The organism is Flavobacterium hercynium (assembly GCF_002217285.1).
Taxonomy (GTDB): Bacteria; Bacteroidota; Bacteroidia; order Flavobacteriales; family Flavobacteriaceae; genus Flavobacterium; species Flavobacterium hercynium.
Genome location: NZ_MUGW01000001.1, coordinates 12,468 through 27,211, shown reverse-complemented (window position 1 = coordinate 27,211; position 14,744 = coordinate 12,468). Strand labels below are relative to the sequence as shown.

Genomic DNA, 14,744 nt, shown 5'->3' with positions numbered 1-14,744 from the left:
TTTTTGCCAGCTGAATTAAGAAGATAAAAATTCAGGTTTTTCAGTAGATAATACATTAAAATAATACAAATGATTTTACCAATTGTAGGATATGGTGATCCGGTTTTAAGAAAAGTAGGAGAGGCAATTACGCCAGATCATCCAAACTTAAAAGAGACAATAGCAAACATGTATGAAACCATGTACAACGCTTATGGAGTTGGACTTGCTGCTCCGCAGGTAGGTTTAGCCATTCGTTTGTTTGTTATTGATACAACACCTTTTAGTGATGATGAGGATTTGTCAACAAAGGAGCAAAGTGATTTAAAAGGTTTCAAAAAAACGTTTATCAATCCTAAAATTGTAAAGGAAGAAGGAGAAGAGTGGAGTTTTAATGAAGGCTGTTTAAGTATTCCTGACGTGCGCGAAGATGTTTACAGAAAACCAACGGTTACAATCGAGTACTGCGAAGAAGATTTCGTTGTAAAAACAGAAGTTTTTGATGGTTTAGTAGCAAGAGTAATTCAGCACGAGTACGATCATATCGAAGGCGTTTTATTCACAGATAAAATATCTTCTTTGAAAAAACGTTTAATTCAAAAGAAATTAAAAAACATTACCGAAGGCAAAACATTTCAGGAATATAGAATGAAATTTGCTGCCGCTAAAAAAGGAAGATAAATTGTTCTGAAAATAGTTCAGAACAAATAAAATATAATAAGTCAAATTCTTAATACTAATTTTAATAAACATGAATTTAGAGAAAATTTTAGCCATTTCCGGGAAACCGGGTTTATATGTATTGAAAGTGCAAACTCGTACAGGTTTTGTGGCAGAATCATTATTAGACGGAAAAAAAATAACAGTAAACTTAAAAAGTAATGTAAGTTTATTGTCTGAGATTTCAATTTACACTTACGAAGGCGAGAAACCATTGACAGAAGTAATGCAACGTATTGCAACTAAAGAAAACAAAGGTCAGGCCATTTCTCACAAAGAAGATAATGCTACATTAGCTGCTTACTTTAAAGAAATTTTACCGGAATATGATGAAGAAAGAGTTTACCCTTCAGATATTAAAAAAGTATTAAACTGGTACAATACACTTCAAGGAAAAGGTTTAGTTACTGATTTAGCTCCTGCTGCTGCAGAAACTGCAGAAGAAGCTCCGGTAGCAGAAGAAAAACCAAAAAAAGCTCCGGCTGCTAAAAAAGCTAAAGCTAAAAAAGAAGAGTAGATTACTGCATTCAAATATATTAATCCTGTTGAGATGTTTTTCTTGACAGGATTTTTTACTTTTACAACTTTCGGTTACAATCCAATAAAATTTTAAAAATGAGTAAAGAACTTCAACTTCACGCTTTCGAAAGATTATTAATCATTATGGATGAATTGCGCGAGCAATGTCCTTGGGATAAAAAGCAAACTTTACAGACACTAAGACATCTTACTATTGAAGAAACTTACGAATTAGGAGATGCTATTTTGGATAATGATCTAAATGAAGTTAAAAAGGAGTTAGGTGATCTATTATTGCATATTGTTTTTTATGCTAAAATTGGCTCAGAAACCAATGATTTTGATATTGCAGATGTATGTAACGAAATTTGCGAAAAGTTAATTCACCGCCATCCTCACATCTACAGCGATGTTGTTGTAAAAGACGAAGAAGAAGTAAAACAAAACTGGGAGAAATTAAAGCTTAAAGAAGGTAAAAAATCTGTTCTGGAAGGTGTGCCTAGAAGTTTGCCGGCACTTGTAAAAGCAAGCCGAATTCAGGATAAGGTAAAAGGAGTTGGTTTTGACTGGGAAGAACCACATCAGGTTTGGGATAAAGTACAAGAAGAATTGCAAGAACTTCAAGTTGAGGTTCAGGCAGGAGATCAGGATAAAATGGAAGCCGAATTTGGAGATGTTTTGTTTTCTATGATCAACTATGCCCGCTTTTTAAATATTAATCCGGAAGATGCCTTAGAACGTACTAATAAAAAGTTTATTAAGCGTTTTCAGTACCTTGAAAGTAAAGCCGGAGAGTTAGGTAAACCTTTAATGGATATGACTTTAGCAGAAATGGATGTATTTTGGAACGAAGCAAAAAAGCACTGATTATTCAGCTAGCTTTTTTAATGCTTTTATGTCTTTTATCACAATCTTTTTTCCAACTAATTCAATTAATTCCAGTTTATTAAAGTCAGATAATAATCGTATACAGCTTTCTGTAGCCGTACCAATCATACCGGCTAATTCTTCTCTTGTTAGGTGTACTCTTAAAGATTTGTCTGCATCTTCACCAAAAACGTCGTGAAGGTACAACAAGGTTTCGGCTAATCGCTGTTTAACCGTTTTTTGTGCTAAAGCAATTTTATCGTTATCAGATTCTTTTAAATCTTCGCAAATAGATTGCATAAGATTCATTGAAAACTGATTGTTATTGTTAAAAAAATCAATGATTTCTGATTTTGGAATAAAACAAACTTCCATATCAGCAACTGCTTTTGCAGATAAATTAGCAGGCTCATTACTAATCATAGAACGCTGACCTAAAAGTTCTCCTGATTTAACAAGTTTAACGATTTGATCCTTTCCATTAGCACTTAATTTAGAAAGTTTTCCAACACCATCTTTTACACAGAAAACACCATTGGTTATTTCTCCTTCTTCAAAAATTGCTTCGCCTTTTTTAATGGTGTAGGTCTTTTTGCTATTAGCCAATTTTACGACTTCCTCTTTGTTAAGAGCTTTCAATGAAGAAAGTTGTCTAACAATACATTGATCACATTTATTCATAGCAAAATTAATTTAAAGCAAAATTAACTATTATTGGTATTATATGGTAAAATATTTTGAAAAAATAAGACATAATTAAGTAATTTGTAGTATTTTTGCTTGTATATTTGATGTTAAAACTATTTTGGTTCCTTTTTTACATGACAATTGTCATAGTAATTCTTGCTTGTTATTTTGAATATTTGTCTTATTAAAAAACAAATTTATGAGTGAGCAAAGTTGCTTCCACTGTGGGATAACCATAGTAAAAAGTGAAGAAATCAATTTTGATGATAAAAATTTTTGCTGTAATGGATGTAAAACAGTTTATGAAATTTTTAGTCTTCATGACATGACATGCTATTACGATTTTGAAAAATCTCCTGGCGCCACTCCAAAAGACATTCAGGGCAAATATGATTTTTTAGAAAACGAAGCTATTCTGGCAAAAGTTTTAGAATTTCAAGAAGCAAATACTGCGATTGTTTCGTTAAATATTCCACATATTCACTGTAGTTCCTGTATTTGGATTTTAGAAAATCTAAATCGTATTCAACCGGGAATTAACGCATCACAAGTTAATTTTCCAGAAAAAAAGGTTAGAATAACTTATAATTCAGATGTGATATCCCTAAAGAGTATTGTATATCTTTTAAGTTCAATAGGTTATGAACCATACATTAGTTTAGAAAACTACGAAACAGGAAAAAACAATGTTGACAGAAGTTTAACCTATAAATTAGGTGTCGCATTCTTTTGTTTTGGAAACATTATGCTTTTGTCTTTTCCTGAGTATTTCGAAATTAAAGAATTTTGGTTAGATAATTATAAACCTTTTTTTAGAGCTCTAATCTTTTTTCTGGCCTTGCCAAGCTTTTTGTATTCGGCAAGCGGGTATTATGTCTCGGCTTATAAAAGTATCAAATCAAAAATGTTAAACATTGACATTCCTATAGCGTTAGGAATTATTGTCATGTTTGTTCGAAGCACCTTTGATATGGTAATGGATTACGGACCTGGTTTCTTTGATAGCCTTGCAGGACTTGTCTTCTTCATGTTATTGGGTAAAATGTTTCAGATAAAAACGTATAGCTTTTTAAGTTTTGAGAGAGATTTCAAATCCTATTTTCCAATCGCTGTCACAAGGATCAATCCTGATACTACAGAAGAAAGTGTGCCTATTTATGATGTTTTAAAAGGAAATAGATTATTGATCCGTAATCAGGAGCTCATTCCTGTTGATGGTATTCTGATAAGTGAAAAAGCAGAAATCGATTATAGTTTTGTTACAGGAGAAGCAGTTCCGATTGCTAAAAAATCCGGAGATAAAGTTTTTGCCGGTGGAAAACAAATAGGTAAAGTGATCGAGATGGAAGTGCTGCACTCAGTCTCACAAAGTTATTTGACGCAATTGTGGAGTAATGAGATTTTTCAAAAGAATGTTGTGCAAAAACACAAAACAATTACCGACGCAATTAGCAGATATTTTACACCAATTTTACTATTGATAGCTTTTGTAGGTTTTGGATATTGGATTTTTATAGATGCAACTACAGCCTTCAATGTATTTACAGCAGTTCTTATTGTTGCTTGTCCTTGTGCGCTGGCACTTACAGCACCTTTTACGTTTGGAAACATTTTAAGGATTTTAGGGAAGCAAAAGTTCTATCTTAAAAATGCGTTGGTAATTGAGCAACTGGCAAAAGTCGATACTATTGTTTTTGATAAAACCGGAACGATAACAACCAATAAAAAAGCAAATATAGCCTATGACGGAAAATCTATTTCCGAGGAAGATAATACTATCATAAAAAATGTACTTCGAGGATCTAATCACCCTTTAAGCCGAATGTTATATGATTTTCTGCCAGAAACGAAAAGAATTAAATTAGATGATTTTCAGGAAATTACAGGAAAAGGGATTTTAGCTGTTGTTGGTGATAAGCAAATTAAAATAGGTTCAGCCAGTTTTGTAGGCAATCCAAATTTAGATACTTCAGAAATAGAAAAAACCAGTTTACATATTAAAATTGGGGAGCAGTATTTAGGAAAATTTGTTTTCAAAAATCAATATCGCGATGGGCTTGAAAACTTGTTTTCAAGACTTAATTCAAATTATCAAATCAAAGTACTTTCCGGTGATAATGATGGAGAGAGAGAAAACCTGGAAACCATTTTGCCTAAAAATACAGAATTGGTTTTTAATCAGAAACCAGAACAAAAACTTGAATTCATTAAAAAGCTACAAGAAGAAGGAAAAAATGTAATGATGGTTGGTGACGGATTAAACGATGCAGGTGCACTGGCACAAAGCAATGTGGGCGTTTCTATTTCTGAAAATGTGAATGTTTTTTCTCCGGCTTGCGATGCTATTTTAGATGCCAATGAATTTTCAAAACTGGATTACTTTTTAAAATTATCACACAATGCGATCACTATTATCAAAATGAGCTTTGTCCTGTCTCTTTTGTACAATGTGGTGGGACTGTCGTTTGCTGTGACGGGTAATTTAATGCCTTTAGTGGCTGCTATTATTATGCCTTTGAGTACCATTACCATCGTCAGTTTTGTGACTTTGATGAGTAATTTTTATTCAAAAAGAAAATAAAAAAAAGGATAAAATATTGAGAATGAACTAGTATGATGTTAGAGTTTAGAGGTGTTTAATAAAAACGCTTCACTATGATAAATGTCATATTTATTCGGGACTTAACTCCCTAATTTTGTTAAAATAAATTTACGATATGAGTGTTATTTATCTATTGATTTCAGTGAGTATTTTCGTAGCGATAGGTTTTTTTATTGCCTTTATTGTGGCTGTAAAATCTGGACAATACGATGATGATTATACCCCTTCCGTCAGGATACTTTTTGACGATGAAACCAAAATTACACCTCGAGATAATAAACCAAAAATAGAAGAAAAACAAGTATAATTATGGAAATGGAACAGTTTTATTACGACAACAAAATTGTAAAAAAATTCATTTACGCCACCATCCTTTTTGGGGTCGTGGGTATGTTAGTAGGACTAACCCTGGCGGTTATGTACCTTTTTCCCAACATGACAGATGGTATCTCGTGGTTGAGTTACGGACGTTTAAGACCGTTGCACACCAATGCAGTTATTTTTGCTTTTGTTGGTAATGCTTTTTTTGCAGGAATGTATTATTCGATGCAGCGCTTATTAAAAGCAAGAATGTTCAGTGATTTTTTAAGTAATCTTCATTTCTGGGGATGGCAACTTATCATTGTGGCAGCTGCAATCACTTTACCTTTAGGATATACTTCTTCAAAGGAATACGCTGAATTAGAGTGGCCTATTGATATTGCTATTGCTCTTATCTGGGTAGTAATGGGAATCAATATGATTGGAACCATGTTACGCCGTAGAGAGCGACACTTATATGTAGCCATCTGGTTTTATCTGGCAACATTTGTTACAGTAGCCGTTCTTCATATTTTTAATAATATTGAAATTCCGGTTTCAGCATTAAAAAGTTACTCTGTTTATGCAGGTGTTCAGGACGCATTAGTACAGTGGTGGTACGGACACAACGCAGTAGCATTTTTCTTGACGACTCCGTTTTTGGGATTAATGTATTATTTTATTCCTAAGGTTGCTAATAGACCTGTATACTCTTATCGTTTGTCTATTATCCATTTTTGGTCTTTAATCTTTATTTACATCTGGGCAGGACCACACCACTTATTATATTCTGCTTTACCAAACTGGGCGCAAAATTTAGGTGTAGCTTTCTCAGTAATGCTTATCGCTCCATCTTGGGGAGGTATGATCAACGGACTTTTGACATTAAGAGGTGCGTGGGACAAAGTTCGTGAAGAACCGGTATTAAAATTCTTTGTAGTTGCAATTACAGGATACGGAATGGCAACTTTTGAAGGACCAATGTTATCATTAAAAAATGTTAACGCAATTGCGCACTATACAGACTGGATCGTTGCTCACGTGCACGTAGGAGCATTAGCTTGGAACGGATTTATGTCATTTGGTATTATTTACTGGTTGATTCCAAGAATGACTAAAAGTAAATTATTCTCCAATAAATTAGCCAATTTCCATTTCTGGATTGGTACGCTAGGAATCATATTATATACATTACCATTATATGTAGCAGGTTTTCTTCAGGCTTCAATGTGGAAACAGTTTAATCCGGATGGTACATTAACGTACGGAAATTTCCTTGAAACAGTTACTCAAATTATGCCAATGTATTGGATGAGAGCAATTGGAGGTACTTTATACCTTGTTGGAATGTTCATTTTGGTTTACAATATCATTATGACTGTTAAAGCTGGTGAAACAATTGAAGACGAATTAGCACAGGCTCCGGCTTTACAAAGAATCAGCGGAAGCCGAATTCATGGAGAGAAATTCCACTCTTGGTTAGAAAGAAAACCAATTCAGTTAACAATATTGGCAACGATCGCCATTTTAATTGGAGGTATTATTCAGATTGTACCAACAATTATGGTCAAATCAAACATACCAACCATTTCAAGTGTAAAACCATATACACCATTAGAATTAGAAGGTAGAGATTTATACATCAGAGAAGGTTGCGTAGGATGTCATTCACAGTCAGTTCGTCCGTTTAGAAGCGAAGTAGAGCGTTACGGACCACAAGCAAAAGCAGGAGAGTTTGTTTACGATCATCCATTCTTATGGGGATCAAAACGTACAGGTCCTGATTTGTTAAGAGTAGGAGGAAAATACAATGATAACTGGCATTTCAATCATTTCTGGAATCCACAAAGTACTTCTGCAGCTTCAATCATGCCAGGATACAAATGGTTGTTTGATAACAAAGCAATGGATGTTTCTTTAACTCAAAAGAAAATGAAGGCAATGGTTTCTCTTGGAGTTCCTTATTCTGAAGCTGAAGTAGCAAATGCACAGCAGCTTTTAAGAGCACAGGCGATTTCTATAGAAAAAAGTTTAGAGAATGATCCTGATTATGTAAAAAGCTACGAAGAAAGCAGAAAAAAAGCTGCAATAAAAGGCGAGCAATTTGTTCCTATGAACGAAAGAGAAATTATCGCTCTGATTGCTTACATACAAAGACTTGGAACAGACATTAAAGTAAAAGATACTTCTAAATTATAGCACAATGTTCGAACAAATAAAACATAATATGGAGACCATATCGGGTATAGAGATTTACCCGATTCTCTCTCTTTTGATATTCTTTCTATTTTTTGTAGGCTTAGGCTTCTGGGTATTTTCATATCAAAAAGATAAAATTAAGGAGATGAGTGAAATACCATTAAATGAAGGAGTTAGTATAATCTCAAAAGATATTTAAAATGAAAAAATTTTTCCCAGTATATGTAAGAGTACCGGTGATTTTCTTCATCGTATTCGGTTTAATGGAATTTTTTATAGATTCTGGAGACAGAGCTGCATTTATAAAATTTCCAATGGTTTCGGTCTTTTTATTCGTTTTTCTTTTCATTTTGATTGCAATTGAAATTACATTAAGTGCGGTGAACCGTATCATGTATCAATTGATGACAGCTGAAGAAAAAGCAAAATTGGAATACGAAGAAAGTTTAAGCTTTAAAGAAAGCGCCTGGTATAAAAACCTAATGCATAAGCTTACCAAAACTCAGCCAATTGAAAGTGAAGCTGATTTGTTGATGGATCATGATTATGACGGAATCAAAGAATTAGATAACAATTTACCGCCTTGGTGGGTGTATTTATTCTATATCGGAATTGCATTTGGTGTCATTTATTTTGCCAGATATGAAGTGTTCGGAGGCGACAATCAGGAAATGGAATTGAAGAAAGAAATGGCGCAGGCTAAAATTGATGTTGAAGAGTATCTAAAAACTGCACCTGATTTGATGGATGAAAAAACAGTTATTCTGCTTTCAGATGCACCAAGTCTAGATGCCGGAAAAGAAATTTTCACAACAAATTGTGCCGCTTGTCACCGTGTAGACGGAGGTGGGCAAATTGGTCCTAACCTAACGGATAATCACTGGATTTTAGGTGGAGGAATTAAAAACCTCTTTCATACAATAACCAATGGTGGTCGAGATGGAAAAGGAATGATTTCCTGGAAAGGAACATTAAAACCAAAAGAAATTCAAAAAGTAGCAAGTTATATTTTATCGCTGCAAGGAAGTAATCCAAAAGATGCAAAAGAAGCTGAAGGTGAAGTTTGGGTAGATGAAGATGCAGCAAAAGAAGATGTTGCAGCAGCAAAATAATAATACCACAATTAAGAATTAAATATCATGTCAAATTTACCAGACGAAGCATTTAGAAATACCATTGGAACGATTGATGAAAGTGGGAAGCGCAAATTTATATTTCCAAAGAAACCGTCTGGTAAATTTTATGATTACCGCAAATGGGTTAGTTATGTCTTATTAGCTATTTTAATTGCAAACCCATTTATAAAAGTTAATGGAAACCAATTTATGATGTTCAATGTAATGGAACGTCGTTTTAATATATTTGGATTTCCTTTCTGGCCACAGGATTTTTATCTCTTTGTAATATCACTTCTCGTTGGTATTGTATTTATCATTTTATTTACTGTTGTTTTTGGAAGAATTTTTTGTGGATGGATTTGTCCGCAGACCATATTTCTGGAAATGGTCTTTCGAAGAATTGAGTATTGGATTGATGGTGATCGTGGAGCTCAGTCCCGTTTGGCAAAACAAGAATGGAATGCAGAGAAGATTAGAAAAAGACTTATTAAGTGGACCATTTTTTTTCTAATTTCGTTTGTAATAGCCAATGTTTTTCTGGCTTATCTTGTAGGCAGTGATGCATTATTTTTAATGGTTGAGCAAGGACCAATTCAAGAAGCAAGTAACTTTATTGCACTGCTGATTTTTACAGGTGTATTCTATTTTGTCTTTGTATGGTTTCGAGAACAGGTATGTATTATTGCATGTCCTTACGGTCGATTACAAGGTGTTCTTTTAGACAACAAATCTATAAATGTAGCGTATGATTTTGTACGTGGAGAAAAAGAAGCCGGACGTGCTAAATTTAGTAAAAAAGAAGATAGAGCAACAACCGGAAAAGGGGATTGTATCGATTGTCATCAGTGCGTACATGTATGCCCGATGGGAATTGATATTCGAAACGGAACGCAATTAGAATGTACCAATTGCACCGCTTGTATTGATGAGTGTGACACGATCATGGAAAATGTTGGTTTACCAAATGGACTTATTCGTTACGCTACAGAAGATGAAATTGCTAGAAATGAGCCTTTTAAGTTTACTGCCAGAATGAAAGGTTACACAGCCGTCCTGTTGATTTTAATGAGTGTTTTTGTTGGAATGTTGTTTTTGCGAACAGATGTTCAGGCAATTATTTTACGTTTACCAGGACAGCTTTTTCAGCATAAAGGCGATCAAATTAGTAATGTTTATACCTATAAAATCGTTAACAAAACCGTCAAAGATTATAATGACATTCATTTTGAATTAATCGATCAAAAAGGGAATATTCGAAATGTTGGTAAAACACATTTTAAAGTCAAAAAAGAAGGTATTTCGCAAGGAACACTTTTTATAGAAATAGATCAGGTACTTTTAGAAAGTGATAAAACCAAAGTTAAGATTGGTATTTATAACGGAGAAGAATTACTTGAAACCACTACTACAAATTTTTTAGGACCACGAAGCTTTAATTAGAAAACATAAAGTGTACCAAGTAACACATAAACGGATTACTAAATTTAAAAATACTTACTATGAAAATTAATTGGGGAACAGGAATTGTAATTGCTTTTGGATTATTTATGACCTTTATTTTATATTTTGTTTTTGAAGTACAATCAAACAGCAAATATGATAATGATTTAGTTGTAGAAGAATACTATAAGCACGATTCGCATTTTCAGGATGAAATGGCAAGAATTCAAAATGCGCATGACTTGCAAAGAAAGCCTTCTATTAAGTACACAGAAAATGGTGTGAAGATCGATTTTCCGGCTACAATGCAGAATGAAAAAATCAAAGGAAACGTTTTGTTGTACAGACCTTCTAATAAAAAGTTTGATTTTAATACTCAAATAGTGTTGAATAACTCTACTTTGTTAATTCCGAAAAATAAATTGGTTAAAGGACGCTGGGACGTCAATATGGAATGGCAGTATGATGGCAAAAAATACTTATCAAAAGAAGTAGTTTATGTAAATTAAAACAGTTCAAAATGTTGTATTCAGCTTTTATATTTGGATTGATTAGTAGTCTGCACTGTATTGGTATGTGCGGACCAATTGCTATGATGCTTCCTGTAGACCGTCAGAATGAAGCAAAAAAAGTAACTCAGATTGTAACCTATCACTTAGGACGTTTAACGGCTTATGGTTCAATAGGTTTAGTTTTTGGATTGCTTGGAAGAGGTTTTTTCTTAGCCGGGTTACAGCAAAAAATCTCTATTTTTATTGGCTTAGCTATGATATTGGTAGTCTTGATTCCGGAGCAATTGTTTGCGAAGTATAATTTCTCAAAACCGGTTTACAAAGTAATTTCAAAAATTAAATCAAATTTAGGAAATCACTTTAAAAATAAAAGCTACAAATCTCTTTTTATAATTGGTTTACTAAATGGCTTTTTGCCTTGCGGAATGGTATACGTAGCGTTATTTGGCGCAATTGCAATGCAAAGCGCCAGTTTGGGTGTGCTGTATATGATATTATTCGGTGTGGGGACTTTGCCCTTAATGACGCTTGTAGTATACGTAAATTCAATGATAAAGATGCCATTCCGAAACAAAATTCAGAAAGCGATACCTTATGTTGCGGTAATTATTGGAGTTTTATTTATCCTTAGAGGATTAGGTTTAGGGATTCCGTATATTTCTCCTTCTAATATGAGTTTATTTGTGCAACAGACTCCAAACTGTCATTAGAAACGACACATTAAATTTAGCTGCAATTTAATTATACAGTCATCGAAAACAAACTTGTTTCCGGTGATTTTCTTTTTAGACGTAAATCAAACGCCATACAGATATTACGAACAAAGGGTTTTCCTGCCTCGGTAATTGTAATTTTATTTCCTTCTATTACAATTAGATTATCATTTTCTATTTCTCTTAAATCTTCCAATACACTTGAAATTTCATCAAAGTAAAGCGATTCTGAAGTCCAGGTTGTTTCGAATTCGCAGGTTAAGTTTAGAATGTGTTTGCGAATAATTAAATCTTCTTCGTTTAAAATATGACCTTTTACTACAGGCAATTTATCTTCTTCCAACAATTGGTAGTATTCCTCTAACGTTTTGGTATTTTGAGCAAAACTGTACCAGCTGTCACTTATGGAGGAAACACCCAAACCAATCATCACTTGTGTTTTTGATGCGCTGTATCCCATAAAATTACGATGTAATTTTTTGTTCTCAGAAGCTTTATGCAAACTGTCAGATTGTAATGCAAAATGATCCATTCCAATTTCGTGATAACCATTTTGGGAAAGCATTAGTTTGCCTGTTTCGTATAATTCTCTTTTCTCTGCATCTTTTGGAAGATCTTCGTCATTAAACCCACGCTGACCATTTCCTTTTATCCAAGGCACATGTGCATAGCTGTAAAAAGCCAATCGGTCCGGTTTTAAGGAATTTGTTTTTTCTACCGTATCAATAACGTCTTTAAGAGTTTGAAAAGGTAAACCAAATATTAAATCATGACCTATTGAAGTATATCCAATTTCTTTTGCCCAAAAAGTTACTTTGGCAACATTATGAAAGGGCTGTATTCTGTGAATTGCTTTTTGCACTTTTTCTGCATAATCCTGAACACCAAAACTTACTCGGCGAAAGCCTAAATTATATAATTTTTGAAGCTGTTCATAAGTAGTATTATTTGGATGTCCTTCAAAACTAAATTCATGATTGTCTGCTTTTTTGGCAAGCGAAAAAATACCATTAATCAAATTCTCTAAATTATCAGATGAAAAAAAAGTGGGGGTTCCGCCACCTAAATGTATTTCTTTTATGATTGGTTTTTCAGGTAAAACTTTGCAATATAAACTCCATTCTTTTAGAACTGCTTTGATATACGTTTCTTCAACAGAATGGTTTTTTGTAATTCGTTTATTGCATCCGCAAAAAGTACACATACTTTCGCAGAACGGTAAATGAATGTATAAACTAATTCCGTTTTCTGAATTACTTTCCGCAAAGGACTTTTGAAGAGATTGTACCCATTTTTCTTCTGTAAAATTTGCCTCATTCCAGTAAGGTACCGTTGGATAGCTTGTGTATCTTGGACCCGGAACATTGTATTTTTGAATTAAAGAAGTTTTCATAAAATTAGATTTTAGACTAACAAAATTAATTTTTAGTAGTATTATATAAAATGACAAATATCATATAACAAAAAAGAGACTCATAATGAGCCTCTTTTTACTGAATTAAATAACTAACACTAAATAGAATCCTGAATGATTTTAAGCCATTTTTTTGCAAACTGGTGATCTTGATAAGCACTTATTTGTTTGATGCGATCATCATCAAAATCATAAAAAGGTATGATGATTTTTTTATCGCTTTCTCTTTGTTGAAATTCGTAATCGATTTTAAGAATAGTATCTGAGTTTCCGTCATGTGTTAAAACCAGTTTACATGAGGACACAGATTTTAAATCTACAAAAATCGATTCTTGCTGATTAGGATTAAAATTCATTAAAATGAATCTTCTGTTATTATGATCTATGGTCAGCGTTTTATTACTTTGAGATTCTGTTAAATCAAAATCTTCGGGATGATTGGGGTTAAATTTCTTTTTAATATTTAAGATCTTAGCTTTATTTGCAGCACTAGATCTTGCAGTAAAATATACAGGAATCGCTACTATGATTGCGATTACAATACCAATTATGGTTACACTTGTTTCCATTTTTTATTTTTTGAATTCGATTAAATAATATGAAATGTCAAGTTACTTTCGTTCAGAAAATAACATACCTGACTTAGAAGAAAAACTATTCTTCTACTTAAAAATTCAAAAATTTAATTACCAAAAATAATGGAAGGGATAGAGCAATAAGGATATCTTTTTGCTGTGATTTGAAAATTGATTTGCAAAATTAGATACTGATTTTACAACCTGCTGACCAGGAATAACGATCTGTAAATAATCAAACCATTTAACTAAATTAGGATGGCTCGTTTTTAGATTTGCAGCAAATTGGTAACCGGATTGTGGCTGAATAAAATCTGAAGCATCCAGATAATCCAGTGAAAAATTGGTGTCGGATTTTTGGGTTTCGGTATTTTGCACAGGAATTCCGTTTGCTTCAAAAGCAAAAGACGCCATTATCACAAGTGCGATACAAATAACCGTTTTACGAATCCAATTCATGGTGGCGAATTTAATTCATAAAATACAATTAAAGAAATTTTAAGGAATTAATTAACGATTAGTAGCGCGTTAATTTATTCTAAATATTCAAAATCAACTAAGTAAAGAAAAAGGTTTATTGCTGCATTTTGAAATAGTAATCAGCTGAACGTTTTCCGCTACCGTAAAATAAAAAGAAAACACAAACTAAAAATACTGCTATTGCTAAAAGTAAACTTTCAGAACGCAGATTTCCCATAGCGTTTATTAGAATTGCGCCTAGCAAAATAGGCAGTTGTGCAGTAATTGCCCAACGGGTTAATAATCCAAAGACAATCATAATGCCGCCAATCATGTGTGCCGGAGCAATATAATGCAAAAGAAACATTCCGCCTCCGAATTGGTCGATGGGAGAAATCAGTTCATGCAAATATTGTGCGTTGGTTACAAATGAAACTCCTTTCATAAATAAAAATACACCCAATGCAATGCGCACCAAATCTACTGGTAAATAAGTGTGTGCGTTAGCCCACTTATTTAAGTTTTTTACATTTTCCATGATATTAAGTGATTAAAAAGACATACTAATGTACAAAATTTTAATCACTTAATGTGTTAAGGTATTGAAAATGAGTTTTTTATTAGTGTTTTAAATTCAGGA

16 protein-coding genes are annotated in these 14,744 nt (G+C 33.2%); 11 read left to right on the top strand and 5 right to left on the bottom strand.

All coding sequences use genetic code 11. From position 1 onward, the window contains the following. Positions 1-69 precede the first annotated feature (69 nt). From def to mazG, 3 genes are all read left to right on the top strand, one after another. Positions 70-660 carry a peptide deformylase gene (def, locus tag B0A66_RS00130; RefSeq protein ID WP_089047820.1) on the top strand — a complete coding sequence of 197 codons (591 nt, stop codon included), beginning with the start codon at positions 70-72 and terminating at the stop codon, positions 658-660. Positions 661-730: 70 nt separating this feature from the next. Next, positions 731-1,216, top strand: a complete 486-nt coding sequence (locus B0A66_RS00125) for a DUF5606 family protein (RefSeq protein ID WP_089047819.1) — start codon at positions 731-733, stop codon at positions 1,214-1,216. Positions 1,217-1,314: 98 nt separating this feature from the next. Further along, entirely contained in the window at positions 1,315-2,085 is a 771-nt protein-coding gene (mazG, locus tag B0A66_RS00120) for a nucleoside triphosphate pyrophosphohydrolase (RefSeq protein WP_089047818.1), read from the top strand. Here the strand turns inward: mazG and B0A66_RS00115 are convergent, their stop codons facing one another. Further along, positions 2,086-2,766, bottom strand: a complete 681-nt coding sequence (locus B0A66_RS00115; RefSeq protein WP_089047817.1) for a Crp/Fnr family transcriptional regulator — start codon at positions 2,764-2,766, stop codon at positions 2,086-2,088. It abuts the gene before it with no gap. 205 nt (positions 2,767-2,971) lie between these two features. Between B0A66_RS00115 and B0A66_RS00110 the strand changes: the two genes are divergently transcribed. The 8 genes from B0A66_RS00110 to B0A66_RS00075 all read left to right on the top strand — a co-directional run bounded on the left by B0A66_RS00110 (position 2,972) and on the right by B0A66_RS00075 (position 11,653). Then, positions 2,972-5,353, top strand: a complete 2,382-nt coding sequence (locus B0A66_RS00110; protein ID WP_089047816.1) for a heavy metal translocating P-type ATPase — start codon at positions 2,972-2,974, stop codon at positions 5,351-5,353. Between the two features lie 136 nt (positions 5,354-5,489). Continuing rightward, a complete protein-coding gene (gene ccoS / locus B0A66_RS00105; protein ID WP_089047815.1) occupies positions 5,490-5,681 on the top strand; it encodes a cbb3-type cytochrome oxidase assembly protein CcoS in 192 nt (63 codons plus the stop codon). 2 nt (positions 5,682-5,683) lie between these two features. Next, positions 5,684-7,873: a cytochrome-c oxidase, cbb3-type subunit I gene (ccoN, locus tag B0A66_RS00100; protein WP_089047814.1), complete on the top strand. Its 2,190-nt coding sequence runs from the start codon at positions 5,684-5,686 to the stop codon at positions 7,871-7,873. A gap of 4 nt (positions 7,874-7,877) precedes the next feature. Then, positions 7,878-8,072 (top strand): CcoQ/FixQ family Cbb3-type cytochrome c oxidase assembly chaperone, encoded by a 195-nt coding sequence (locus B0A66_RS23105; protein WP_089047813.1) that lies wholly within the window; start codon positions 7,878-7,880, stop codon positions 8,070-8,072. 1 nt (position 8,073) lies between these two features. After that, complete coding sequence (locus tag B0A66_RS00090; RefSeq protein ID WP_089047812.1) at positions 8,074-8,985, top strand: cbb3-type cytochrome c oxidase N-terminal domain-containing protein; 912 nt, start codon at positions 8,074-8,076, stop codon at positions 8,983-8,985. Positions 8,986-9,012: 27 nt separating this feature from the next. Continuing rightward, positions 9,013-10,431: a cytochrome c oxidase accessory protein CcoG gene (gene ccoG, locus B0A66_RS00085; protein WP_089047811.1), complete on the top strand. Its 1,419-nt coding sequence runs from the start codon at positions 9,013-9,015 to the stop codon at positions 10,429-10,431. Between the two features lie 59 nt (positions 10,432-10,490). Then, positions 10,491-10,940 carry a FixH family protein gene (locus tag B0A66_RS00080; protein WP_089047810.1) on the top strand — a complete coding sequence of 150 codons (450 nt, stop codon included), beginning with the start codon at positions 10,491-10,493 and terminating at the stop codon, positions 10,938-10,940. An 11-nt stretch (positions 10,941-10,951) separates the two neighbouring features. Then, on the top strand, positions 10,952-11,653 hold the full coding sequence (locus B0A66_RS00075; protein ID WP_089047809.1) for a sulfite exporter TauE/SafE family protein: 702 nt from the start codon (positions 10,952-10,954) through the stop codon (positions 11,651-11,653). Between the two features lie 31 nt (positions 11,654-11,684). Here the strand turns inward: B0A66_RS00075 and hemN are convergent, their stop codons facing one another. From hemN to B0A66_RS00055, 4 genes are all read right to left on the bottom strand, one after another. Continuing rightward, positions 11,685-13,049, bottom strand: coding sequence for an oxygen-independent coproporphyrinogen III oxidase (hemN, locus tag B0A66_RS00070; protein ID WP_089047808.1), 1,365 nt, complete (start codon positions 13,047-13,049; stop codon positions 11,685-11,687). Positions 13,050-13,168: 119 nt separating this feature from the next. Further along, complete coding sequence (locus tag B0A66_RS00065; RefSeq protein WP_089047807.1) at positions 13,169-13,639, bottom strand: hypothetical protein; 471 nt, start codon at positions 13,637-13,639, stop codon at positions 13,169-13,171. 117 nt (positions 13,640-13,756) lie between these two features. After that, positions 13,757-14,104, bottom strand: a complete 348-nt coding sequence (locus tag B0A66_RS00060) for a hypothetical protein (RefSeq protein WP_089047806.1) — start codon at positions 14,102-14,104, stop codon at positions 13,757-13,759. A gap of 115 nt (positions 14,105-14,219) precedes the next feature. Beyond that, positions 14,220-14,642, bottom strand: a complete 423-nt coding sequence (locus B0A66_RS00055; RefSeq protein ID WP_089047805.1) for a DoxX family protein — start codon at positions 14,640-14,642, stop codon at positions 14,220-14,222. Between the last annotated feature and the right edge of the window lie 102 nt (positions 14,643-14,744).

Bases quoted from the DNA above. Each gene is read 5' to 3' on its own strand.
- def (WP_089047820.1), top strand. From the start codon at position 70: ATGATTTTACCAATTGTAGGATATGGTGATCCGGTTTTAAGAAAAGTA.
- B0A66_RS00125 (WP_089047819.1), top strand. From the start codon at position 731: ATGAATTTAGAGAAAATTTTAGCCATTTCCGGGAAACCGGGTTTATAT.
- mazG (WP_089047818.1), top strand. From the start codon at position 1,315: ATGAGTAAAGAACTTCAACTTCACGCTTTCGAAAGATTATTAATCATT.
- B0A66_RS00115 (WP_089047817.1), bottom strand. From the start codon at position 2,766: ATGAATAAATGTGATCAATGTATTGTTAGACAACTTTCTTCATTGAAA.
- B0A66_RS00110 (WP_089047816.1), top strand. From the start codon at position 2,972: ATGAGTGAGCAAAGTTGCTTCCACTGTGGGATAACCATAGTAAAAAGT.
- ccoS (WP_089047815.1), top strand. From the start codon at position 5,490: ATGAGTGTTATTTATCTATTGATTTCAGTGAGTATTTTCGTAGCGATA.
- ccoN (WP_089047814.1), top strand. From the start codon at position 5,684: ATGGAAATGGAACAGTTTTATTACGACAACAAAATTGTAAAAAAATTC.
- B0A66_RS23105 (WP_089047813.1), top strand. From the start codon at position 7,878: ATGTTCGAACAAATAAAACATAATATGGAGACCATATCGGGTATAGAG.
- B0A66_RS00090 (WP_089047812.1), top strand. From the start codon at position 8,074: ATGAAAAAATTTTTCCCAGTATATGTAAGAGTACCGGTGATTTTCTTC.
- ccoG (WP_089047811.1), top strand. From the start codon at position 9,013: ATGTCAAATTTACCAGACGAAGCATTTAGAAATACCATTGGAACGATT.
- B0A66_RS00080 (WP_089047810.1), top strand. From the start codon at position 10,491: ATGAAAATTAATTGGGGAACAGGAATTGTAATTGCTTTTGGATTATTT.
- B0A66_RS00075 (WP_089047809.1), top strand. From the start codon at position 10,952: ATGTTGTATTCAGCTTTTATATTTGGATTGATTAGTAGTCTGCACTGT.
- hemN (WP_089047808.1), bottom strand. From the start codon at position 13,049: ATGAAAACTTCTTTAATTCAAAAATACAATGTTCCGGGTCCAAGATAC.
- B0A66_RS00065 (WP_089047807.1), bottom strand. From the start codon at position 13,639: ATGGAAACAAGTGTAACCATAATTGGTATTGTAATCGCAATCATAGTA.
- B0A66_RS00060 (WP_089047806.1), bottom strand. From the start codon at position 14,104: ATGAATTGGATTCGTAAAACGGTTATTTGTATCGCACTTGTGATAATG.
- B0A66_RS00055 (WP_089047805.1), bottom strand. From the start codon at position 14,642: ATGGAAAATGTAAAAAACTTAAATAAGTGGGCTAACGCACACACTTAT.